At 70.3% G+C, this 23,289-nt stretch carries 22 protein-coding genes; 3 read left to right on the top strand and 19 right to left on the bottom strand.

Annotated features, from left to right (window positions below; genetic code table 11):
- Positions 1-2 precede the first annotated feature (2 nt).
- The 12 genes from ITJ50_RS15720 to ITJ50_RS15665 all read right to left on the bottom strand — a co-directional run bounded on the left by ITJ50_RS15720 (position 3) and on the right by ITJ50_RS15665 (position 10,435).
- Entirely contained in the window at positions 3-926 is a 924-nt protein-coding gene (locus tag ITJ50_RS15720; RefSeq protein ID WP_194590891.1) for a hypothetical protein, read from the bottom strand.
- Positions 901-2,955, bottom strand: a complete 2,055-nt coding sequence (locus ITJ50_RS15715; RefSeq protein WP_194590890.1) for a flagellar biosynthesis protein FlhA — start codon at positions 2,953-2,955, stop codon at positions 901-903. The genes ITJ50_RS15720 and ITJ50_RS15715 overlap by 26 nt, the downstream gene beginning before the upstream one ends.
- The gene (locus ITJ50_RS15710; protein ID WP_017887431.1) at positions 2,952-4,145 is read right to left on the bottom strand and encodes an EscU/YscU/HrcU family type III secretion system export apparatus switch protein; all 1,194 of its coding nucleotides are present in this window, start codon (positions 4,143-4,145) and stop codon (positions 2,952-2,954) included. The genes ITJ50_RS15715 and ITJ50_RS15710 overlap by 4 nt, the downstream gene beginning before the upstream one ends.
- Before the next feature lie 4 nt (positions 4,146-4,149).
- The gene (locus ITJ50_RS15705) at positions 4,150-4,908 is read right to left on the bottom strand and encodes a flagellar biosynthetic protein FliR (protein WP_042537113.1); all 759 of its coding nucleotides are present in this window, start codon (positions 4,906-4,908) and stop codon (positions 4,150-4,152) included.
- On the bottom strand, positions 4,908-5,183 hold the full coding sequence (locus ITJ50_RS15700) for a flagellar biosynthetic protein FliQ (RefSeq protein ID WP_017887433.1): 276 nt from the start codon (positions 5,181-5,183) through the stop codon (positions 4,908-4,910). The genes ITJ50_RS15705 and ITJ50_RS15700 overlap by 1 nt, the downstream gene beginning before the upstream one ends.
- Before the next feature lie 9 nt (positions 5,184-5,192).
- Entirely contained in the window at positions 5,193-6,029 is an 837-nt protein-coding gene (fliP, locus tag ITJ50_RS15695; RefSeq protein WP_017887434.1) for a flagellar type III secretion system pore protein FliP, read from the bottom strand.
- Positions 6,026-6,646, bottom strand: a complete 621-nt coding sequence (locus tag ITJ50_RS15690; RefSeq protein WP_017887435.1) for a FliO/MopB family protein — start codon at positions 6,644-6,646, stop codon at positions 6,026-6,028. The genes fliP and ITJ50_RS15690 overlap by 4 nt, the downstream gene beginning before the upstream one ends.
- A gap of 7 nt (positions 6,647-6,653) precedes the next feature.
- Positions 6,654-7,358, bottom strand: coding sequence for a flagellar motor switch protein FliN (gene fliN, locus ITJ50_RS15685; RefSeq protein ID WP_017887436.1), 705 nt, complete (start codon positions 7,356-7,358; stop codon positions 6,654-6,656).
- A complete protein-coding gene (locus ITJ50_RS15680) occupies positions 7,358-8,236 on the bottom strand; it encodes a flagellar motor switch protein FliM (protein WP_056068547.1) in 879 nt (292 codons plus the stop codon). Before ITJ50_RS15680 ends, fliN begins: the two co-directional genes overlap by 1 nt.
- 129 nt (positions 8,237-8,365) lie before the next feature.
- Entirely contained in the window at positions 8,366-9,295 is a 930-nt protein-coding gene (locus tag ITJ50_RS15675; RefSeq protein ID WP_194590889.1) for an OmpA/MotB family protein, read from the bottom strand.
- A gap of 2 nt (positions 9,296-9,297) precedes the next feature.
- A complete protein-coding gene (locus ITJ50_RS15670) occupies positions 9,298-10,131 on the bottom strand; it encodes a motility protein A (RefSeq protein WP_017887439.1) in 834 nt (277 codons plus the stop codon).
- Position 10,132: 1 nt separating this feature from the next.
- Positions 10,133-10,435 (bottom strand): flagellar FlbD family protein, encoded by a 303-nt coding sequence (locus ITJ50_RS15665; protein WP_017887440.1) that lies wholly within the window; start codon positions 10,433-10,435, stop codon positions 10,133-10,135.
- A gap of 128 nt (positions 10,436-10,563) precedes the next feature.
- Here ITJ50_RS15665 and ITJ50_RS15660 point away from each other — a divergent pair, with 128 nt between their 5' ends.
- The gene (locus ITJ50_RS15660; protein ID WP_194590888.1) at positions 10,564-11,643 is read left to right on the top strand and encodes a hypothetical protein; all 1,080 of its coding nucleotides are present in this window, start codon (positions 10,564-10,566) and stop codon (positions 11,641-11,643) included.
- Between the two features lie 771 nt (positions 11,644-12,414).
- Here the strand turns inward: ITJ50_RS15660 and ITJ50_RS15655 are convergent.
- The 7 genes from ITJ50_RS15655 to ITJ50_RS15625 all read right to left on the bottom strand — a co-directional run bounded on the left by ITJ50_RS15655 (position 12,415) and on the right by ITJ50_RS15625 (position 20,599).
- Positions 12,415-13,257 (bottom strand): alpha/beta hydrolase, encoded by an 843-nt coding sequence (locus ITJ50_RS15655; protein WP_017887443.1) that lies wholly within the window; start codon positions 13,255-13,257, stop codon positions 12,415-12,417.
- A 202-nt stretch (positions 13,258-13,459) separates the two neighbouring features.
- Positions 13,460-15,064 carry a glycoside hydrolase family 32 protein gene (locus ITJ50_RS15650; RefSeq protein ID WP_194590887.1) on the bottom strand — a complete coding sequence of 535 codons (1,605 nt, stop codon included), beginning with the start codon at positions 15,062-15,064 and terminating at the stop codon, positions 13,460-13,462.
- Entirely contained in the window at positions 15,054-16,013 is a 960-nt protein-coding gene (locus ITJ50_RS15645; protein ID WP_194590886.1) for a carbohydrate kinase family protein, read from the bottom strand. Before ITJ50_RS15645 ends, ITJ50_RS15650 begins: the two co-directional genes overlap by 11 nt.
- On the bottom strand, positions 16,010-17,347 hold the full coding sequence (locus ITJ50_RS15640) for a glycoside hydrolase family 32 protein (RefSeq protein WP_194590885.1): 1,338 nt from the start codon (positions 17,345-17,347) through the stop codon (positions 16,010-16,012). The genes ITJ50_RS15645 and ITJ50_RS15640 overlap by 4 nt, the downstream gene beginning before the upstream one ends.
- Complete coding sequence (locus tag ITJ50_RS15635) at positions 17,344-18,252, bottom strand: carbohydrate ABC transporter permease (protein ID WP_017887447.1); 909 nt, start codon at positions 18,250-18,252, stop codon at positions 17,344-17,346. Before ITJ50_RS15635 ends, ITJ50_RS15640 begins: the two co-directional genes overlap by 4 nt.
- Positions 18,249-19,196 carry a carbohydrate ABC transporter permease gene (locus ITJ50_RS15630; RefSeq protein WP_017887448.1) on the bottom strand — a complete coding sequence of 316 codons (948 nt, stop codon included), beginning with the start codon at positions 19,194-19,196 and terminating at the stop codon, positions 18,249-18,251. The genes ITJ50_RS15635 and ITJ50_RS15630 overlap by 4 nt, the downstream gene beginning before the upstream one ends.
- The gene (locus ITJ50_RS15625) at positions 19,196-20,599 is read right to left on the bottom strand and encodes an ABC transporter substrate-binding protein (RefSeq protein ID WP_017887449.1); all 1,404 of its coding nucleotides are present in this window, start codon (positions 20,597-20,599) and stop codon (positions 19,196-19,198) included. Before ITJ50_RS15625 ends, ITJ50_RS15630 begins: the two co-directional genes overlap by 1 nt.
- A gap of 137 nt (positions 20,600-20,736) precedes the next feature.
- On the opposite strand from ITJ50_RS15625, the gene ITJ50_RS15620 reads away from it, so the two are divergent.
- Both ITJ50_RS15620 and ITJ50_RS15615 read left to right on the top strand, forming a co-directional pair.
- Positions 20,737-21,780: a LacI family DNA-binding transcriptional regulator gene (locus ITJ50_RS15620; protein WP_017887450.1), complete on the top strand. Its 1,044-nt coding sequence runs from the start codon at positions 20,737-20,739 to the stop codon at positions 21,778-21,780.
- Positions 21,781-23,253 (top strand): GH32 C-terminal domain-containing protein, encoded by a 1,473-nt coding sequence (locus ITJ50_RS15615; RefSeq protein ID WP_194590884.1) that lies wholly within the window; start codon positions 21,781-21,783, stop codon positions 23,251-23,253. It begins immediately after the preceding gene.
- The last annotated feature ends 36 nt before the right edge of the window (positions 23,254-23,289 follow it).

The following is a 23,289-nucleotide window of genomic DNA, read 5'->3' as shown; positions in this document are numbered from 1 at the left end:
GTTCAGCCTAGCGACACGACGGGGAGCCCCAGCAGGTCCGCCGACCCGGGCGTGGCGGTCTCCCCCGCACCGATCGCGACCACCCCGACCACGGGCAGCCGCGACGCCACCGCGGACACCATCGCGGCCGAGTCCTCGGGCTTCCGCCCGACGTCGACCACGACCCACACCTGGTCGGCCTGCAGCCCGTCGCTCGTCGCGAGGTCGTCCCACGCGGCGACCGCGAGCACGGCGTGCCCGTCACGGACGCCGTCCGCCCGCGCCAAGATGGCTGCCCGGCGGTCGGCGGCGTCCGTCGGCCGGAGCGCGTGCCGCACCGCGAAGAGTCCGGCGGCCGCGTCGACGTCGTTCGGCCGCCCGACCAGGAGCACCAGGTCGCCGTCCGCGGACCGCACCGCCGGTGCGGTGGGCCGGGCCACCGGTGCCGGCGAGGGCGTGTCGAGGACGCGGGACGGGCCTCCCGACCGGGTCTCGGTGACCGCGTCGACGGCGGCCTGGAGGCGCGGGTCGACCCCCGCGGGCACGTCCGGCTCGGACGGGGCGCGCGTCGGGCGCGGGGCGCTCGTCGTGATGCCGTCCGCCTGGAACCCGTCGAGCACCGACGCGAACGCGTCGGCCCGCGTCGCCCTGGTGCCGTCGGTGCCGGCGATGCGTGCCTCGGCCGCCTCGGCGTCGGCGAGCAGCGCGGCGATGCCGACGCGCTGCTCGGGCGAGTCGGCGATGACCACCCGGGCGGTGGGCTGGTCCCCCGGTTCCGGCACCTCGACGGTGGCCTCGACGTGCGCCTTGCGGAACAGCCCGCCGAAGCCCGGCGTGGTCACGCGTTCGGCCGCGACGATCCGTGCACCCGCGCCGAACTCGGTCCGGACCGCGTCGCGGAGGGACTCGAGCGTGGCGCCGCTACGCTGCAATCGGGTCGGCGGCACGGACCACTCCCACGGTCTCGATGGTGGAGCCCGCGGCGGTGGCCTCCTGGTACGACAGCACCGGGAGCCCGTTCGACTGGGCGGCGACCATGCGGTGCACGGCCGGGCGGAGCTGCGGGGCGCAGACCAGGACGGCGGAGAGCCCCTGGTCCTCCACCGAGCGCACGGCGTCACGGACGGAGCCCAGGACCTGCTCGATGCGGTGGGCGTCGAGGACGATCTGGCTGCCCTGCTCGGACGGCCGGAGCCCCTCGAGCATCGACTGCTCGAGCATCGGGTCGATCATGATGACGCGCAGCGTGCCGGCGTCGGTGTGGCGGGCGGCGAGGGCCGGTCCGAGGGCGGCGCGGGCGGACTCGACGAGCCCCTCGGGGTCGGTCGACACCTTGGCGCGGAGCGTGAGGGCTTCGCAGATCCGGCCGAGGTCGTTGATCGGCACGCGCTCGGCGAGCAGGCCCTGCAGCACCCGCTGCAGTTCGGCCATCGAGAGCATGCCGGGGACGAGTTCCTCGACGGCGGCGGGGTTGACCTGCTTGACGCCCTCGGTCAGGACCTTGACGTCCTCGCGGGTGAGCAGGCGTGCGGCGTTGTCGCCGATGACGGCCTGCAGGTGGGTGACGAGCACGGAGACACGGTCGATCACGGTCGCGCCGGTCATCTCGGCGGCGTGCCGGAGTTCGGCGGGCACCCACTTGCCGGTCAGACCGAACACCGGCTCGACGGTCGAGGTGCCGGGCAGGCCGTCCAGGTGGTCGCCGAGCGCCAGGACGCTGCGGGCGGGGGCGGTGCCCCGACCGGCCTCGACACCGGCGATGCGGATGGCGTAGGTCGACGGCGGCAGGTCGATCGAGTCGCGGGTCCGGACCGGCGGGAGGACGATGCCCATGTCGATCGCGATCTTGCGGCGGAGTGCCCGCACGCGGCCGAGCAGGTCGTCGGACGCGCCGGACACCATGTCGACCAGGTCGGGGGCGAGCAGAATCTCGAGGGCGTGGACGCGCATCTGCTCGAGCAGGTCCTCGGGGGTGTCACCGGTCGGTGCCGCCGCCTCGAGCGCCTGCTGCTGGGCGGCGTCGGCCTCGGCGCGGGCGGCGTTCCGGCCGATGCGCCAGCCCGTGAACAGCAGGGTGGCGCCGACGAGCAGGAAGGGCAGGATCGGCATGCCGGGGATGAACCCCATCGCGATCGCGGCGACACCGGCGATCATCAGGGCGTTCCGCGACTGCGACAGCTGCGTCGCGGCCGAGGACCCCATCTCGGACTCCGCGCCGGAACGAGTGACGATCATGCCCGTCGAGACCGCCATGAGCAGCGCCGGGATCTGTGTGACCAGGCCGTCGCCGATCGTCAGGATGCCGTACTTCGACAGGGCGTCGGTGGCGGACAGTCCGTTCTGCAGCATGCCGATGGCGATGCCGCCGATCAGGTTGATGATGATGATCAGGATGCCGGCGATCGCGTCGCCCTTGACGAACTTCGACGCACCGTCCATCGCGCCGTAGAAGTCGGCCTCGGCGGAGACGGCGGCGCGGCGCTCCTTGGCTTCCTGGTCGGTGATCAGCCCGGCGTTGAGGTCGGCGTCGATCGCCATCTGCTTGCCCGGCATCGCGTCGAGGGTGAACCGCGCCCCGACCTCGGCGACGCGTTCCGCGCCCTTCGTCACGACGACGAACTGGATGACGATGAGGATCAGGAAGATGACCGCGCCGATGATGATCGACCCGGAGACGGCGACGTGGCCGAACGCCTGGATGACGTCGCCGGCGAAGCCCTCGCCGAGCACCAGCCGGGTCGACGCGACGTTGAGGCCGAGCCGGAACAGCGTCGCGACGAGCAGCAGCGACGGGAACACCGAGAAGTCGAGCGGCTTCTTCACGAACAGCGTCGTGAGCAGGATCACCAGCGCCAGCAGGATGTTGATGATGATCAGGAAGTCGAGCAGGAACGACGGCACCGGCAGGATCAGCAGCAGGATGATGCCGACGATGAACACCGGGACGACGAGCTTCGGCAGGTCCTTGCGGTTCATGCGGGGAGTCCTTCGGTCTGGTTCTCTGCGATGCGCGGTGGGCGGAGCTTGCGGGGGCGGAGGTCACCGGTCAGGGTGGCCGGGTCGATGACGCTCGCGACCTCGTCCGGAGTGGTCGGCCGCGGTGGAGCGTGCGTGCCGGCGGCAGTACCGCGGGCCTTGAGCGCCATCACGAAGGACAGGACGCGGGCCACCGGGGTGTACAGGTCGACGGGGATCTCGTGTCCGAGCTCGCAGGCGGCGTGCAGCGCTCGGGTGAGCGGGACGTCGCGGACGATCGGCACCCGCTCTTCCTCGGCACGCGCACGGATGACGTCGGCGACCGGGCCGGCGCCCTTCGCGACCACCCGGGGCGCGGACTTCCCCGGCTCGTACTTGATCGCGACGGCGTAGTGGGTCGGGTTCGTCATCACGACGTCCGCGGTGCCGATGGCCTGGATCATCCGGTTGCGGCTCATCGCGAGCTGGCGGGAGCGGCGCTGCGACTTCACCAGGGGGTCGCCGTCGCTCCGCTTGTTCTCGTCCTTGACCTCGCGCTTGGTCATCATCGTGCGCTTCCGGTTGCGGCGGATGACGACGAACACGTCGAGTGCCGCGAGGACGAGCCCGGCGACGATCGCGGCGCGCAGCAGGGTGCCCGAACCGGCTGCGGCGGCCTCGAGCACGGCCGACAGCGGCAGCGAGCCGCTCGACATCAGGACCGGCATGAGTCCCTGCACCGCGAACCAGAGGACGAGCCCGACGACGGCGGTCTTCAGCAGCGCCTTCGCGCCGTTCCAGAGCGCCTGGGTACCGAACACGCGCTTCAGTCCGGCCACGGGATCGAAGTGGTCGGGCTGCGGTGTCATCTTCCGGAAGTGCACCCCGCCCTGGGTGACGGCGGCGGCCAGCACGGCGACCGCGACCACGGCGAGCATCGGGCCGAGGGTCGCACCCATCGAACCGAGGGCGTCGGCGAGCAGGGCCCGCACGGCACCGATCTCCGGGTCTTCGATGACCCGCTGCACGGCGAGCAGCTGGTCTTGCCCGGCGGCGGCGGCGTTGCCGATCGCGGCGGGGATCATGAGCGCCGCGACGGCGATGCCGATCCACGCGCCGAGGTCCTGCGAGCGGCCGACCTGGCCCTTCTCGTGGACCTCGCGCATCCGCTGTTGGGTCGCCTGTTCGGAGCGTTCTCCGCTGTCGGACACGTCGTCACCCCCGTCCGGTGATCGCCTCGACGGCGTCGCCGGTCAGCGACGACACCACCGACGGCAGGGCCATGAAGAGCGCGCCGGCGAACAGGACGGTCAGACCGATCTTGATCGGGAACCCCATCTGGAACGCGTTGAGGGCCGGTGCGACGCGGGTGAGCAGCCCGAGGCCGACGTCCGCCAGGAACAGCACGACGACGAGCGGCCCGGCGATCTGCAGGGTGGCGAGGAACATCTGGGACATCGCCGCGACGAGCATCGAGGCGAGCCCGTCGACCGCGAACGTGCCGGTGAGCGGCACGGCGTCGAACGACCGCACCAGCCCACCGACGATGAGCTGGTAGCCGCCCGAGGTGAAGAGCAGTGCGAGTGCGGTCATCTGGAACAGGCGGGTGAACTGGGCGCCGTTGACCTGCGACTGCGGGTCGAACGCCTGCGCGAGCGTGAACCCGCCGAACAGGTCGATGAGCGCACCCGCCGACTGCACGGCGGCGAACACCAGGAACACCAGGAACCCGAGGGACAGCCCGACCACGAGCTGGGTGAGCAGGGCGAGCAGGAACGGCCCCGTGTCGAGCGCTTCGTAGCCGACGGCGACGCGCGGCGCGACGCCGATGGCGAGCCCCAGGCCGAGGATCACCTTCACGGTGCCCGGGAACGCCCGGTACGAGAACGGCGGCGCGATGACGAAGAACGCGACGAGCCGGACGCCGGCGAGCATGGTCGCCTCCAGACGGTCGGCGTCGATGGCGAGCTCCATCAACCGGCCCCGAGCAGCTTCGGGATCATGTCGAAGGCGACGTGCGTGAAGGCGATCATCTCCGAGATCATCCAGTTGCCGCAGACCACCAGGGCGATCGCGACGGCGACGGCCTTCGGCACGAACGACAGGGTGACCTCCTGGATCTGCGTCACCGACTGGAACAGCGAGATCGCGAAGCCGACGACGAGCGAGGTGACGAGGACCGGGGCGGCGAGCTTGCCGGACACCAGGAGCGCCTGGAGCACGAGGTCGATGACGGCCTGCTGGTTCATGCGTGCCCCCTAGACAACGTGGTAGCTCTCGATGAGCGACGTGATGATGAGGCCCCAACCGTCGACCAGCACGAAGAGCAGGATCTTGAACGGCAGCGAGATCATGACCGGCGGGAGCATCATCATGCCCATCGACATCAGGGCCGCGGAGACGACGAGGTCGATCACCAGGAACGGGATGAAGATGACGAACCCGATGATGAACGCGCTGCGCAGCTCCGAGATGATGAACGCCGGGATCACCGTCGTCATCGGCACGTCCGCCATCGACTTCGGGTTGTCGAGCCCGGCGGCGCGGGTGATCAGGGCGACGTCCTCGTCGCGGGTCTGGTGGAGCATGAAGGTCCGCAGCGGCTTCGTGCCGATCTCGACGGCCTGGTTGAAGTCGAGGTGGCCGGCCAGGTAGGGCTGCAGGGCGTCGTCGTTGATGTGCCCGAGCACCGGTGCCATCACGAACAGCGACAGGAACAGTGCCAGTCCGGCGATGACCTGGTTCGGCGGGATCGACTGCAGCCCGAGCGCGTTCCGGGTCATCGCGAGCACGACGAAGATCTTGGTGAACGACGTCATCATGAGCATCAGCGCGGGCGCGACGCTCAGCAGCGTGATGCCGATGAGGGTCACCACGGCGGACGACGGCGTGCCGTCCGGGCCGTTCACGCTGACGCTGAAGTCACCGGTCGCGGGGGCTGTCGGGGTCGCCGGGGCGGTGGGTTCGACGACGCCGGCGGCGTGCGCACCGGTGGTCGTGAGCATCAAGAACCCGGCGACGACCGCCAGGCCGAGCAGGACGAGGGCGACGAGTCGACCCGACCGTGCCAGCCGGTGCTGCCCTGCCGCCGTCACCCGGCCCGCCGGTTCCGCAGCGCGGCCGCGGCCTGGCGCCAGGTGTCGACCGACAGGATCGAGCCCTGCAGCTGTTGCGCGCTCGGCACGGCACGCTGCGGACGACGGTTGCGCGGGCGCATCGGCAACGGCGCGACGGCGCCGGCCACCGCGGGCGCGTCGGTCGCGTCGGCAGCGGCTGCCGGGAGGCCGGCCCCACCAGCCGGTTCCGGATCGACGCGCCCGCGGCGCTCCGGCCGTGCCTGGAGGGACGTGGTGGCGTCCGACTGCAGCGCGAGTTCCTGACCGAACACGTCGGCCGACGGTGCGGGGCGCACCGGCAGCGCGACCGGTCCGGTCACGATCGTGAGTTCCGGCGCGGGCGCCTGCCCGCTGGTGAGCAGGGCGACCCCGTGCTCGGAGACGCCGAGCACGAGCCGCTCCCCTTCGACGTCGACCACGACGACGCTCGCCTTGCCGCCGATGCCCTGCCGACCGACGACCTCGACGGTCGCGGCGCGACGGCCCGACGGCTTGCCCGAGAAGCGCTTGCGGCTCGCGCGGTGCAGCACCCACATCAGGGCGAGCACGACGCCGAGCGAGAGCGCGACGCGGAGGGTGACGACGAGGGTGTCCACGTGCGGGTCAGACCGTTTCGGCGACGTCGAGGATGCGGGTGATCCGGACCGCGTAGTCCTGGTCGACGACGACGACCTCGCCGTGCGCGATGAGGCGGCCGTTCAGCAGGACGTCGGCGGGGGCACCGGCACTGCGGTCGAGCTCGACGACGGCGCCGGGCTCCATGCCGAGCACGTCACGGACCGACATCCGGGTGCGGCCGATCTCGACCGTCAGGGTCATCTCGACGTTGTTGATCCGGCCGAGGTTGCCCGCGGGCAGGTTCGCCACGACGGGCGCCGACACCGTGCCGTTCTCGCGGATCCGGATGCCGAACCACCCGGCGGGCAGCCCACCGGCGGTCAGTTCGAACACGACGGTGTCCGGGTCGGCCAGCAGCGACGCCGCCGACTCGCGGCCCGCCTCGCCGAGCACCCCGACGCCGAGGACCCCGGCCGCGGCCTCGAGCGACGGACGCAACACGTCCGTGACGGCCACGATCCCGTGGTCGGTGCCGCCTGCGGCCGTGATCGCCTCGAGGTCGGTGAGCACGAGTGCCAGGTCGGCCGACAGGCCGCCGACGAACGACGCGACCACGGCGTCGGTCGCCGCGTCGAGCACGACCGGTGTCGCGCCTCCAGGCAGGAGCACCGCGGTCAAGGGGGCGGCCGTCGGGAGCTGCGCCGCGAGCGACTCGGCCGCTGCGGTGTGGAGGGTGGTCGTTTCGGTCATCAGTGCTGCTCCGTGCTCGTGGTGGTGACGACGATGCCGGCGAGGCGCGAGCCGTTCGCGCCGACCGCGGCGGTGCCGACGGGTTCGCCGTCGACCGCGATGGTGAGGGGCCGGTGCTGCGGGTGCGGCAGCGGCAGGACGTCGCCGACGGCGAGCCGCAGGACCTGCGTCGGCAGGACCGCGGCCGGGGCGAAGCGCAGGCTGACGCCGACCGGCACGCTCTCGAGCTGCGCGTCGAGCAGGGCGCGGGCGTCGGCGGGCGACACGTGCGCGGCGGCCTCGCCGAGCTGCGGCAGGACGGCCTCGGCCGGCAGGGCCAGCGTGCCCGGAGCGATGCGGTCGCCGACCCGGATCGAGAACGAGGCGACGATCATCAGGTCGCCCTTCTGGGCGGCCTGGGCGAACTGGCTGTTGAACTGGAACCCGCCGACCGTGACGTCCTGCGCGAGCAGCCCGCCGAACGAGTACCGCAGGTCGTCGAGGGCGTCCTCGACGATCTTGCGCACCAGGGCCTGCTCGATGGGCGTGAAGGTGCGGTCCGGGGTCGGCAGCGGCTTCGAGGCGCCCAGCGCGTGCGACACCCACGTCAGGGCGGCGTCGAGCGGGAGCTGCAGCACGCCCTTCGAGGTGAGGTCGGTGATCGGCAGCAGCACCATGCCGGTGAGCGCGGGCAGCGACGCGGCGTACTCGTCGTACGTCGTCATCTGCACCTGCTCGCAGGTGACCTGGCTGACCGCACGGACCTTCGCCGTCAGCTGCGTGCCCCACTGGCGCGCGAAGGTCTCGAAAGCGAGCTCGAGCACCCGGGCGTGCTCACGGGCCAGCGTCGACGGGCGCGCGAAGTCGTACACCTCGGGCGCTGGCAGGGTCTCGGTCACGGGTGCGTCTATCGGTCACCTGTGGGGCACCCGTCAGTGCTGTACCCCGTAGTGGGGCGGTGGGGGCAGCGCTGGTGCGCTCCGCGCGGTGTGCGTCTCAGTCCTGCTGCGCTCCGTGCGGTGTGTGTCTCAGCCCTGCTGCGCTCCGTCCTGCGCCTTCGCCAGCGCCGGCATCAGGGCGCTGACGTCCTGGTCGGCGTTCGACAGGACCACGATGTCGACCCGCCGGTTCAGGGCGAGGTCCTGGTCGGTGCCGCCCTTCGCCAGCGGCCGGCTCGACCCGAACCCGACGCTCTGCAAGTGGTCGCCGGGCATCCCGCCCCGCTCGACCAGGTCGCGCAGGACCCCGGTCGCCCGTGCCGCGCTGAGCTCCCAGTTCGTCGCGTACGGGGCGGTCGAGTTCCGCTGGTCGGCGTGCCCCTCGACGCTGACGTCGTGGTGGCTCGTCCGCAGGACCGGGGCGATCGCGTCCATGATCCGGCGCGCCTGGTCGGACAGGTCGGCGCTGTTCGTCCCGAAGTAGGTCTCGCTGCCGACCAGCCGGACGATCAGACCGCGGGCATCGACGGTGAACTGCACGTTGGCGGTCTGGCCGGCCTCGGTCAGGTTCTCCTGGATCGCGCTCTTGATCGCCGTCAGGTCGTCGAGCTCACGCTTCGCCTCGGTGAGGTCCCGCTTCGACGCGGTCGTCGGCACCACGGTCGACGCGGGATCGACGTTCGTGTCCTTCGTGCCCGACGAGGCGGTGGAGTGGTCGGCCTGCGACTTGTCGGTCGAGTAGCCGGAGCCGTCCTCGACCTGGTCCTTCGTCACGACGGTGCCGCTCGCGGTGTCGATCTTCTGCGAGTCGACCTCGCCGAAGCCGGTGGCGAGCGACTGCTTCAGCTGGATGTACTTCTGCTGGTCGACGGTGGACATCGCGAACAGCACGAGGAACATGCACATCAGCACCGTGATCATGTCCATGTACGACGCCATCCAGCGCTCGTCGGGGTGCTCAGCCTCGTCGTGGGACTTCTTCGCGCGACCTCGGCCGCGGCCACGGGGGTTGGCGCTCACCGTCAGGCCGCCAGCTGCTGGTCGTCGGCCGCGTCGGCCTTGCCACCGGCCTTGGTGCCCTTGCCGCCCTTGCCGCCGGTGTCGGCGCGGGCGCCGGGCGGCACCATGGCCTTCAGGCGCTCACCGAGCAGACGAGGCTGGCTGCCCGCCTGCACCGCGAGCAGCCCCTCCATCAGGAGCGTCTGGCGGTCCGACTCGAGCTGGGCGAGCTTGCGGAGCTTCCCGCCGATCGGCAACCACATGAAGTTCGCGGTGAGCAGGCCCCACAGGGTGGCGACGAACGCGCTGGCGATCAGGGGTCCGAGCTCGTCGGGCTTGCCGAGGTTCGCGAGCACGTGGGTCAGCGAGACGACGGTGCCGATGATGCCGACGGTCGGAGCGAAGCCGCCCAGGCCCATGAAGAACGCGCTCGCGCTGCGGGTCGGGGCCGCGTTCGACTCGATCTCGTCCTCGAGCAGGATCCGCAGCTCGTCACCGTCGGTGCCGTCCGCGATGTTCTGCAGCGCCTTCTTCATGAACGGGTCGTCGTGCTTGTCGGCCTCCTGCTCGAGGGCGAGCAGGCCGTTCGCACGCGCCGTCTCGGCGAGCCCCACGACGTCGTCGATGACCGACGCCGGCGGGGTGACCTTGCCGGTGAACGCCTTCGGGACGGCCTTGAAGCTGGCGATCGCGTCCTTCAGGGTGGTGCTGGCGATGCCGCAGCCGATGGTGGCACCGAACACGAGCAGCATCGGGGCGGGCAGGAAGAGCCCACCGAGCTCGACGTGCTCCATCTGGACCATGCCGAACAGTGCGCCGAAGGCGAGCAGGATCCCGACGATCGTTGCGATGTCCACGTCAGCGACCCCCGTCCAGCGCGCGGCCGTGCTGCGTCGAGCGGAGGGCAGCGACCGGGGCGAGCGTCGGCTGCGAACCGGTGTTCGTGCTCGCGCGCGGGGCCAGGTCGGTGCCGTAGGCCATGCCCACGATGCGTGCGCGGTACGCGGCGATCAGGTCGATGACGTCGGCCATCGACTCCCGCACGATGTACTTCGCACCGTCGACCATGATCAGCGTCGTGTCCGGCGTCTCCTGGATGCGCTCCACGAGATCGGGGTTCACAGCGAATCCGCTGCCGTTCAGTCGTGTGACGACGATCATGGCCCGTCCTGGTTCTCGATCGTCCCGCCGCCGTCCGTGGGGCGGGATGCGGGCCCGTCCGTGGGCCTGCACCCAGGGCTATCGGCGGATGCGGCGCGTGCGTTAGTGGCCGTCAGTAGCCTGGTTCCGTGATCGATGCCTCGGACCTGCTCGCGCACCCGCGTGGCCGGCGTTTCTGCCTCGAGCTCGTCAGCGGTGTCCAGGACTCCGACGACCCGGCCGCCGTGCAGCTCGGCCACCTGCTCTTCTGGGCGGACTACCACCTCGGCGTCGAACGCGGCGACGACCGAACGCTCTTCGGCATCGGTGCCGCGATCGAACCCGAGCCGGCTCCGGACCTGGCAGCGGTGGCGAGCGCACTCGCGGCGGTGCCCCTGCCGTCCGTGGGCGAGGACGACGTCGTGGTCGCGCTCGAGTCGACTGCGGACAGCGCGCTGTGGTGGCAGCAACCCGATGCGCTGGACGCGCTCCTCGCTCGGACGGAACTGCAGGCCGCGTTCCGGCGGCTCGCTCGGTGGGCGGTCGACAGCCCGGTCGTGCGCCGGCTCTTCGACCCGCAGGGCGGAGCATGGACCGTCGAGTTCGACCAGGACGAGCAGCCCCGACGCCCGGGAGTGGCAGAGGCGCTCGCCGAATGGTCCCGGGAGCTGCGCCGCGAGGACGCCGAGGGGAACCCGGGGGTGACCAGCGGGGTGTGGTGGACGACTCCGCCGTGGCCACTCACGCAGCACACGCGAGCGCCGTTCCCGTCCGCCGGGCCGCTGGCGCTCTGGGCGGTCGAGGACTCCTTCGGGCAGGAACGCGCCGTCGTCTCGGCCGTGCCCGCCGATGTCGCCGCGCGGGTGTGCACCGTCGACGGGCCCGACGACTGGGCTGCGCTGTGCCGCCGCTGGCCGCTCGACGTGACACGGACCACCCGGCGGAACGACTGGGCCCTGGCGACCGGACGGCAGGGCGACTGGGTGCTGCCGGACTGGTCCGCGGTGGCCACCGAGTTCGACGTCGTGCACCTGACCGTCGCTGGTTGGTTCCGCACGTCCGGGCTCGCGGTGCGGGTCGACGACGACCGGGCGAGTGTCGTCGCCGGGTGGACGCCGGACTCCGCGTACCGGCTCACCGACCAGGGCGCCGGGGACGACGCCGTCACGGGCGATCCGGAGACCTGGTCGCGTCCCGGCAACGCCGGGGTCTGGCGCCGTCTCAGCTGATCCCCAGCAAACCGCTGCATCCGATCGAGGTGCTCCACCGGTAGTGGGGGTGCGACGTCGAGGACGACGCCGGTGGCAACTCCACCGCGGTCGCACGACTGCCGTCCTCCGACGACCTCAACCATCGTGAGATCGCCGAACGGCTCGAGAGCCACATCCACCGAAGCCTCGCTCGGCTCCGAACACGTCTCGAGGTGATCGAATGAAGCACGTCGACGACGAGACGTTGGCGATGCTCGCGGTCTCCGATCAGGTGGCCTCGGACCGGGTCGCCGAGCACCTGGCGTCCTGCGACCGGTGCCGCGACGAGGTGGCCGCGCTGCAGCGGGTCGCCGCGGTGACCCGGGCGTCCGAGGGCGTCGGGCTGATCGCGCCCCCGGAGCACGTGTGGGAGTGGATCGCGGCCGAGATCGCACGGACGCCGCAACAGGCAGCGCGGGCCACCGAACCCGGACCCGGAGCAGGGCGAGCGCCGGGGGCACACGAGCGGCGCGCCAGGGTCCCAGGCGCAGCGCCGTGCGGTGCCTCGCCGTCCGCGTCGTCGCCGTCCGCTCGCGGTCGTGCTCGCTGGCGTCGGCGTGCTCGCCGTGGTCCTCGGCGTCGGTGTGGCGACCGGTGTCGTGCCCGGACTCCCCCGCGGTGACGCCGAGACCGTGGCTGCGCCGCCCCGCTGGTCCGGGACGACCGGCCGCGCCGAACTCGAATGCGCGCTCCGGCGACTCGATCGTCCGTGGCACCCTCAGCGATCCCTGACCTGACCGGACCGTGCGGTCACTCGGACGTGCCGTGTCGCTCGACGCGCGCGAGCAGGTGCCCGTGGAGGAAGTCGTAGGTCCTGGTGAGGGCGTCGGTCCGCGTGCTCATCTCGGCGAAGTCGTGGTGGCCACCGTCGACGAGCATGAACTCGTGGGGAACACCCTGTTCTGCGAGCGTCGCGGCGAGGGACACGCTCTGCTCGACGGGCACGACCCGGTCGTCGGTCCCGTGGAGGAGGAACGTCGGCGCAGACTCGGCCGTGATGTGGTCTGCGGGTCGGAACCACCGACTGCCGTCCGCACCGGGTGCCCCGAACGCGGTGTACAGGGGCGACCCGGGGGCACGGAGCTCCGGTGAGCGGAGCGGATCGTGCATGCCGTACCAGCTGGCGACCGCGCACACCCGCTCCGGTTCCGAGGGAGCGGAGGCGCCGACGATCGTCGCGATGGTCGCGCCGGCGGAGTTGCCCCAGAGCGCGACCGCACCCGGATCCAGGTTGAACGCGTCCGCGTGTGCGCGGAGGAAACGGAGCGCTTCCCGCACGTCGTCGACCGGGGCAGGGAACCGCGCCTCGTTGCTGGTCCGGTACTCGACACTGGCGACGGCGACCCCGCGCTCGGCCAGGGCCACCAGCGCGGGGACGTACCGGGCTCGGTGGACGTTCCGGAACCCGCCGCCCTTGATGAACACGACCAGGGGCGTCGGTGTGGCGGTCGCGGGCTTCAGGAGGTCGAAGTGCAGCTGTCGTCCGCCCGGGAACAGGGCTCCGTCGCGGAACTGCGAGTACACGAGGTCCGTGTACTGCTCCACGAAGCAGTGCGTGGGACTGCCGAGCGCGACGGTGGAGGAGTGTGTCATGCGGTCCGTTCGGGTCGAGTCGGAGAACCGCGGCGACCGCTGGTTGCTCGGTCGTCCGGTCCGGGTGCCAGGACACACCATCTCCCTCGGACGAACCTCCGACCGCCGTCCGACCACCGTCCGACCACCCTCTGTTCGCCCTCTGTTCGCCCGCGGTCCGCACCGACGCCCCGGCACCGTCGCAGCTCCCGGACCTGCGTCTCTACTCGCCCCCGTACTCGCGGATGGTGATGCCGGAGAAGGTCGCGGTGCCGCCGTCGGAGAACAACGAGATGCCCGTGTCGCCCGTGTCGAAGTTCACCTGGTTCGAGAGGACCGTCGCGCCGTCGTCGACGAACACCTCCACGCTCTGCGTGTCCACGAGGATCCGCAGGTGCGAGGACCGTGTCGCAGGATCGACGGGAGCCGCGGCGCGGGTGTACGGCGAGAGCGCGAACCCGGCACGATCGGATCGCGCGCGGTCGACGTAGAGGTCGCCACCGGCCTTGCCGATGTTCGTGGACCGAGTGGCGTCAGCGGAGCGTCCGACCGACACCCCGACGTTCGTGGCGTCGGACCACGTCACGTCGAGTTCGATCTCGTAGGCCCGCCCGTCGTAGGGCAGGACCGTGGATCCGTTGACCGACTGGTCAGCGATCGGGACGGTCCGGGTCGCCGCGGTCCGGAGCGCTGCGACGGGCTCGCTGATGAGCGCGTAGCCGCCAGTGGACCGACGGCGCAGCGTGATCTCGCGGACGATCGATTTCTGACCGTTGTACCCGTCCGAGGCGTCGGTCGGGACCTGCCGGTCGGCGTACTTCCAGTTGTTCATCCACCCGATGCCGTAGCGCTTCGTGTCCGGCGCTTCGACCGCAGGCCACGTGACGGCCGCGTACCAGTCCCAGCCCCAGTCGAGCCACTGCGGTGTGAGGTCGTCAGCGGTGAAGAAGGTGCCGTCCCACGAGCCGGTCCAGTAGGCGTAGGTGCAGGGCAGACCCACGTTGTAGGCGTCCATGCTGCCGGCCAGGACCCAGTGCGTCGTCCCGTCGTCGGCGGTGATCTGGAACAGGTCGGGGCACTCGATGCCTCCGAGGTCGTGGTCGGGGTAGTCGAAGTTCCGTTGCAGGGTCCAGTCGACGAGGTTCTTCGACGTGTAGAACGCGGCGTACCGCTGCCGCCCGATGACGCAGACCCATTCGCTGCGGGCGGCGTCCCAGGCGACCTTCGGGTCACGGAACCACTCGGCGTTCGAGACCTCTGCGTCGGTGGTCGCTGCGCGGCCGTCGGTGTTGACGATGACGGGATCCGGTCGGGCGGTGAAGGTGAAGCCGCCGTCGGTGGAGAAGAACAGGTACTGCTCCTGGTACTTCCGCACACCCCCTGTCGGGCGGGTCGCGAGGGCGATGACGGCACCGGCACCGTAGCCGGCGGTGTCGTCGGTGTCGATCAGGGTGCACCCCGTCCACGTGGGCAGGTTGGTCTGCAGCGGGATGACCGTTCCCTCGAAGGTGAAGTCGACACCGTCGGTGGTGGAGACGTGGTCCCAGCCGCCGTCGCCGTTGTCCACGTCGGAGTGCAGGTAGTACAGCTGGTACGCGCCCCTGGTGAACACCGGACGCTGCGGATCGGACAGCCATCCGGCAGGCGGTGTCATGTGGTACCTGGCACGGAGCGAGGTGCCGGTCACTGCGGATGCTGCGGACGGAGCCCCGGGTCGGGACAGTGATGCGGCGCGTGCTGCTTCGCCTGGCGCGGTCGCGGCGAACAGCGCGAGCGCACTGATGCCTGCACCCTGGAGGAGTGCGCGTCGTCGGAATTCAGAGGTCATGGTCCACTCCGGTTCGAGGTCGGGATTGCGTCGGATCGTGCGCTTCGGGAGTCGCTCCCCGCACGGGGATCAGGTCGGTGGCGCTCGGCAGATCGGCTCCCCGCCGGGCGACGGTGATCGCCGCGGCACGGGTGCAGACACGTCCGAGTTCCGTGAGGGTCGGTTCGCCGAGCGAGTCGAGAACGGTGGCGTGGTCCCGCAGCTGCCAGACGAGCGTTGCCATGTAGGTGTCGCCCGCTCCGACGGTGTCGACGACGTCGACGCGTTCACCGGGGACCCGGACCCGCTCGGTCGCGGTCGCCAGGAGCGAGCCGGTGGCGCCCGTGGTGAGGACCGCGAGCTGGGCGCCGCAGCCGAGCACGCGATCGAGGACGGACTCCTCGGACAGCCCCGGGTAGAGCCACGCACCGTCTTCGTCGGAGAGCTTCACGACGTTCGCCGTCGCTGCACGGTGCTCGAAGGTGAGTCGCTCGTCGGCAGCCGCGCCGAGGAGCGCGGGACGGATGTTCGGGTCGAACGAGACGACTCCCCCGGCCGCCGCGGTGCGTCGCGCGAGTTCCGACACCTTGCTCGCCCCGGGTTCGAGGAAGACGCCGATCGATCCGACGTGCAGCCAGCTCGGCGTGCGTGGCAGCTCCGGCAGGTCCCACTCGACGTCGAACTCGTACGTCGGCTGGCCGTCCGCGTCGAGCCGGACGGAGGCGGAGGACGTCCGGCTGGCTCGGAACGTCCCGTCGACGAGTCGGACGCCGGAGGCCCGGAGGTGATCGGCGATGCGGTGTCCTCGGACGTCGTCCCCGAGCCACGTCGCGAACTCGACCGGTGCACCGAGCCTCCCCAACCCGAGTGCCACGTTCGCCGGGCTCCCACCGGGTACCTCACGCGGTGATCCGTCGTGCACGACGTCGACCAACGACTCGCCGGCAACGGTGATCAGGGGCCGGGTCATCTCGGACCCGCCACCGTCACAGCGCTCCGCAGTTCCCAGACCGACGCCTCGGGAGGAGCTTCCACAGTCCAGGGTGGTGCCTGCTCGGGGTAGACGCGCGTCGTGACGGATCGGCCGGCGCTGGTGAAGACCTCGACGACGGACCCGTCCACGAACACCCGCACCGCCGGCAGCTCGCTCCGCGGTCCGAACGGCGCCCGGACCACGGCAGGGCTCGTGTCCGCGCGAGCGTCCCCGCTGGCACGACTCCGATCGACGGTGAGGGTGTCGGCCTCCAGGTCGACACGGACGTCGAGGTACTCGGCCTCCGAGAACCGGAGACGGACGACGCCGGTGACCGGGGTCGGGAGCACGATCTCCACCTGCGCGCCGATCGTCGCCCCGTGGCCCGGACGCGACGTGCCTGCTCGCAGTGACTCCACCGCGGGGTGCGGTGCACTCGCGAGTCGTCCGTCGGTGAGCCACACCCTCCTGGGCAGGGAGACGGCACCGGACCAGCCCGCCTGCGCGGTCGCCTCCAGAGGACGACCTTCCGTGACCCACCCGAAGAGCACCGCACCCCACGACCCGGTCCGCATCACGGACGGCGCGTAGAAGTGCTGCCCGTGGTCGACCCGGTCGGGGTGCAGCGTGCCGGTCAACGGGACCGCGATGACCTCGCCCGGTCCGTCCTCGTGTGACCAGGACGCCATGAGGGCGACGTCGGTGCCGTCGACCGTGAGGATCTGCGGGCACTCCCAGCCTGCGCCGGTGTCGATGCCCTCGACCGTGGCACGGGTCATCGCGACCAGGTCGCCGGCGGACGCCCAGGTGACGCCGTCGGCGGATCGGTAGTGACGGACCGCCGCGGTCTGGTTCGCAGCCGCTGCTCCGACAACCATCGACCAGCCGTCCTCGTCCTGCCAGACGAACGGGTCGCGGAACATCGTGATCCCCTCGTCGGCCGCCGGGTCTGCCACGACCTGGACGGGTGGACCGAAGCTGGTGCCGCCGTCGGAGGACTCGGCGAGGAGCACCGACTGGAACGGGCTGTGGTCGACCTTGCCGGAGTAGTACGCGCGGACGACGTCGTCGTGGAGCACCGTGTTGCCCGACCACGCGCCCCCGGAGTCCGCGCCCCCGGGGACGGGGACGATCGCGGGCCGGTGCAGGCTCCAGTGCACCAGGTCCTCGCTGGTGGCGTGTCCCCACTCGACCGGGATCTCGAGGTCGACGAGCGGCCTCGACTGGAAGTACAGGTGCGCCCGTCCGCCGATGTCGATCGGTCCGTTCGGGTCGTTGAGGTAGCCACGGGGCAGCCGGACGTGGAACTGCGGGAGGTGGTGGTCGGTCATCGGGAGGATCCAGCCGTGACGCCCTCGATGAAGTACCGCTGGGCGAAGACGAAGAGCAGGACACTCGGGATCATCGTCAGCACCACGCCCGCGAGGACGACCGAGATGGACCCGGTCCCGAGGTTGCCCTGCAGACCGACCAACCCCAGCGGCAGGGTGAACGTGTCCTGCTGGTTGAGGAAGATCAACGGCCGGTAGTACTCGGCCCAGAAGCCGGAGAAGTTCAGGATCGCGAGCGTCGCGATCGCGGGGCTGGCCATCCTGGAGTAGACGTGCCAGAACACGCCGAACTGGCTGGCACCGTCGATGCGCGCTGCTTCGCCGAGCTCCTTGGGCATCTGCATGAAGTACTGCCGCATCAGGAACGTGCCGAACGCGCTCCCGAGGGCGGGGACGATCAGGGACGCGATCGACCCCGTCAGCCCGATGTCCTTGAGGATGACGAAGACCGGGATGATGATCGTCTGGATCGGGACCATCATCGTGGCGAGGAAGATCCCGAAGACGGTGTTCTTCCCCGGGAAGCTGATCATGGCGAACGCGTAGCCGGACAGGGTGCAGGTGACGGTCTGGCCGACGACGATCAGCAGTGTGACGACGACGCTGTTGAGGAAGAACTGGCCGATCGGGATCTGGTCGAAGACGGCCGCGTAGTTGCTGAAGTCCCACGACAGCGGGAGCCACTGCGGCGGGTTGTCGAAGGACTCAGCCGGCGTTCGGAGGGACGTCGTGAGCGTCCACAGCAGCGGCCCGAGGGCGAACACGGCAGCGACGATCAGGATGACCAGGCCGACGATGCTCCCGACGGTGGCGACCGGACGTCGCCGGCGCACGATGTGGTCGATGCTCGGTTGTGCCACGGTTTCCGGGCTGTGCAGTGGATCGAACGTCTGTGTGGTCGTCATTGGTAGAACACCAGCTTTCGTGCGGCGATGAACTGGACGGCGGTGATGATGCCGATGATGACCAGCAGCAGGATCGCGATGGCGGAGGCGAATCCGAACTGCAGGTTCTGGAACCCGGCCTGGTACATCGAGATGGTGGCCGTCGTCGTCGCTGTACCGGGCCCGCCCTTGGTCATGATGAACGGTTGGTCGAACAGCTGCATGGCGTTGATCATCGCGATGACGGTCGCGAACAGGATCGTCGGGCTGATCAGGGGGATCTTGATCTGGAAGAGTGTCCGCCACGGGCCGGCGCCGTCGATCGAGGCGGCTTCCTGGACGTCCACCGGGACCGCCAGCAGCGCGGCGACGAACAACACGAACGTGAAGCCGACCTGTTGCCAGACCACGACCATCACGATCGTGACCTTGGCCCAGAACGGGTCGTTCAGCCAGTGCGCTCCGGGGAGGCCGATCTCGTTGAGGTAGTAGTTGATGAGGCCGAACTTCGTGTCGAAGATGTAGCCCATGAAGATCGACACTGCTGCTGTGGACGCCAGCAGCGGCAGGTAGAACGCAGTGCGGAAGAACACGCGGGTGGTGTTGCGCTTCCGGTTGTTCGCCAGCACCGCCAGCAGCAAGCCGAGCGAGATCTGCAGGACGACGATGGCGAGAGCGAGTCCGATGGTGACCCCGAAGGACGCGAGGACCGGCCCGTCGGTGAACAGTCGGACGTAGTTGTCCAGGCCGACCCACTCGGGACTGCTGATCACGTCCCACGAGGTGAACGACAGGCCGAGTGAGGCGAGGATCGGGACGAGGGTGAACACGGCGACGAACACCACCGCGAGCCCGATCATGAGGAAGCCGAACGTGGACTCACGCCGACGGGCACGTTTCGCCGCCGGCCGGCGGGCTGCGACCTCGGCCGCGCGCTGGGTGCGTCGTTCTGTCGTTGCGGTCATCACGATGCCTGCGCTGCGGCCTGCTCGATGTCAGCCTGTAGGCCGTCGAGCGCCTTCTTCGCGTTCCCCGACGAGATGGCCTGTGTGGTCCGCTGGTTGAGGGCCGTCGCGAGGGCGTTGTAGTACGGCGGTGCGGAGATGGGCACCGAGTTGTCGAGCTGGTCGTAGAACACCGACCAGTGCTCCGGCCCCGTCGTGGAGTACCGCTCCGCGGTCATCAGCGACTTCTGCGCGGGTGTGGTCACGTTGCCCGGCCACAGCGCGTCGAAGCTCTCCGGCTGCACCATGAGCTTGATGACCTCGAACGCGAGGTCCTTCTGCTTCGACGAGTTGAAGATGCCGTACCCGCCGGCGCCGAAGAGCGACTTGTTGCTCTTCCAGGTCGGGAACTCGACGACGTCGAAGCTGCCGTTCCGCATCCCTGCGTTGTGGAGACCGCCGGCCCAGAAGCCGCCGCCGATCGTCATGCCGATCCGGCCGGAGGACATCAGGCCCTGGAGGGTGGCACCACCGCCGACGTCCGGCGAAGGGGACGCGCCGGACTTCTGCAGCTCGATGACGTACTCGAGTGCTTCGACCGCTGCGTCGGAGTTGGCGGTCGGGTCACCCCACTTCCAGCCGCCCTTGCGACCGGTGACGCCGAGCGGGTTGTCGGCGAACGCCTTGCTCTTCCACAGCCAGTCGCCACCGGAGTACTTGCCCTCCTGCAGCAGGTTGCCGTCGTTGGCGTACAGGAACGAGGTCCAGCTGCCCCAGAGGCGCACGACCCAGTCGAACGCGTACGTGCCGGAACCGATCTTCGCGAGCCGTTCGGCGGAGGAGTGGAAGTCGTCCATCGACCAGTCGGCCGCGGGGCGCGCGAGGCCGGCCTTGTCGAAGAGTTCGGTCGAGTAGAACATGCTGCCCGCGTTGAAACTGTCGGGGAGCGTGTAGAGGTGGCCCTGGTACATCGTCGACTCGATCAGCGCCGGATGGGCACCGCTGAAGTACGCGTGCAGATCCGACAGGTTCTTCGTGACGAGGTCGTCGAGCGGGGCGAGCAGGTTCTTCGACGCCAGGAGCTGCTGGCCTTCGGTCGCCACGCTGACGATGTCCGGGACGTCGCCCGACGCGACCTGCGTCAGCACCTTGGCGAGGAAGTCGTTCCAGTCCGTGCCGTTGATCGCCGTGACCTCGAGACTCGCCTTCTTGTCCAGTTGCTTGATCTTCGGCTCGATCGCCTTCTGCAGCGCGGTGGCGGCGCTCTGCTCCCCGAAGTAGAGCATCTTCACCGTCCCCGTGTCGCTGCCTCCGCCAGCCGTCGAGCACGCCGCCAACGATCCGATGCCGGCCAGCGCGAGCCCGGCCCCACCGAACTTGAACAGCGTGCGCCGGTTGATGGGAGTGCTGAATCCATTCGTCACGGTCGCTCCTCTCTGAGCGATGATGACCCCGCTCCACGCCGGGCCAATACGTATTTGTGAGGCGATCGTACACAGCGGCCACCGGGGAGGCAATACGTATTTGCTTCTGGCATGATGAGCGGGACGAAGGAGATCCGATGGCGAGCCGAGAACGCACAGCGCAGTCGCACCGCGTCACGATGAAGGACGTCGCACGCCGTGCAGGGGTGTCGCAGCCGACCGTGTCGTTCGTGCTCAACGACCGTCGGGACGTCTCGATCGCTGACGAGACCCGTGCCCGTGTGCTCCAGGCCGCGAAGGAACTGGACTTCCAACCGAACCGGGCTGCGCAGTCGTTGCGCTCGAACCGCTCGTACACGGTCGGCGTCATCGCTGACCGGCTCGTGTCCCAGCCGTACGCCGGGCACATCGTGCTCGGTGTGCAGCAGGCGGTGCAGGAGGCCGGGTACGTCTGCTTCGTGGTCGAGACCGCCCAGACCACCGACGGCGGCAAGGCAGCGGTCGAGAACCTCGTCCGGCAGGGTGTCGCCGGCCTCGTCTACGCGGCGCCCGGACCGGAGTACGTCACCCCGGTCGCAGGGCTCGACCGTGTGCCCACCGTGTTCGTCAACTGCTTCCCGCCCGGCGACACCGACGCCGTGACCGTCCTGGCCGACGAGTTCCAAGGCGGCCGTGACGTCGCCGCCGCGGTCTTCGCCGCCGGCCACACCAGGGTCGCGTTCCTCGGAGGCCCCGAGGACGACTACGCCTGCCAGGAGCGCAAGCGTGGCCTCGAGCGCGCCGCCGCGGATGCAGGGATCGCTCCGGACTCCATCCGCGTCGAGTTCGGGACCTTCCAGGTGGGTTCGGGCTACGACCTCGCGATGGAGGTCCTGACGACCGAGCGGCCGACCGGGATCATCTGCGGGAACGACCGCATGGCGGTCGGCGCACTGATGGCGGCGCAGTCGCTCGGCATGCGCTGTCCCGAGGACGTCAGCATCGTGGGGTTCGACGACCAGCCGGACCTCGCCGATCAGATGCACCCACCGTTGACCACCGTCGCGCTCCCCCACCAGCAGATGGGTTTCGACGCCGGAACCCTGCTGCTGGCGGAGACGGAGCAGCCCGGTCGGCACCTCGTGCCGTGCGGGTACGTCCCCCGGAGCTCACTCGCAGCTCCCCGACCCGAAGGAACCTGATTGGCCGCCACACCCAGCACCCACTTCCGGCCCCCGAACGGCTTCGTCGGGGACGTGATCCCGTTCGAGCACGACGGCACGGCGTGGTTGTTCTACCTGCTCGACGAGCGTCCGGGTGTCCCCCCGCTCGAGCGAGCGACCGGGATGCCGTGGGGAGCCGTGACCACGACCGACTTCGTCGGGTTCGAGAGCAAGGGCGTGGTCCTGCCTTCGGGCGGCGCCGATGCCGGCGACTTCGACTGCTACACCGGAAGCGTCGTGCAGGACGACTCCGGCACCCTGCACCTGTTCTACACCGGGCACAACCCGCGGATCACGACCGAGGTCGACGGCGTCACCAAGGATGCCCAGGTCGTCTGCCACGCGACGTCCTCGGGTGATCTCACGGACTGGACGAAGCACCCCGGATGGGATCTCCCGGCACTCGCCGGGTACTCGCCCGAGGACTGGCGCGACCCCTTCGTGTTCCGTCCGTCTGCCGAGGGGCCGTGGCAGATGCTCCTGGCAGCGCGTCGACGCGACGAACCGTACCGACGATCCGGTCTGGTCGCGCGACTCGAGTCCGACGACCTCGTGACCTGGCGCGACGCGTCACCGCTCTGGGAACCCCACCGCTTCATCACCCAGGAGTGCCCCGACGTCTTCCAGTGGGGCGGATGGTGGTACCTCGTGTACTCGGAGTTCTCGGACGCGTTCTGCACGCGCTACCGCATCGCGACGTCCCCGGACGGGCCGTGGCTCGCTCCGGCGGACGACACCGTCGACGGGCGCGCGTTCTACGCCTCGAAGACGCTGGCGCTCGACGGCGAGCGGTACTTCGTCGGTTGGATCGCGTCGAAGGAGGGCGACCGCGACGACGGGGCCTGGCAGTGGGCCGGCACCATGGCCACCCTCCAGGCACACCAGCGGGTGGACGGGTCGTTGCGCTTCGACCTGCCCGAAGCCGTGAAGGCCGCCTACTCCGACGAGGACGACGTGACCTCGGCCTTCCGACCGCGCAACGGCGCAGATCCGACGGTCGGTGCCGGCGCCGCCACGCGGTACGCGTCGTGGGTCGGTCCGGAACTCCCCACGGAGGCGCTGGTCAGCATGGACATCGACCTCGCGGCGGACACGAAGTCGCTCGGACTGCTCCTGCGCACCAGCGACGACACCGAGGACGGCTACGCACTGCGTCTCGAACCCGATCGGAACCGGCTCGTCCTGGACCGGTGGCCGCGCGGCAGCACCGGCACCGAGCAGTGGCAGATCCTCGGTGACGTGCCGCACGCCGTGGAACTGGAACGTGCCGTGCAGCTCGCCCCGGGCAGGCACCGGGTCGACGTCCACCTCGACGGCGACGTCTGCGTGGCCGTGGTGGACGGCAGCGTCGCTCTGAGCACGCGGCTCTACGACCGGGCCGCCGGTCGGGTGGGGCTGTTCGTGCAGGACGGCGCCTTCACCCTCGAGCGGTTGACGATCCGGACGCGCTGACCCCGGCACGAGCACCGGAGCGCGCACCAGCACCGG

The organism is Curtobacterium sp. VKM Ac-2889, from assembly GCF_015350855.1.
Lineage (GTDB): Bacteria > Actinomycetota > Actinomycetes > Actinomycetales > Microbacteriaceae > Curtobacterium > Curtobacterium poinsettiae.
Note: the sequence above shows the minus strand (reverse complement) of the source record. Positions and strands in the feature narration are given on the sequence as shown.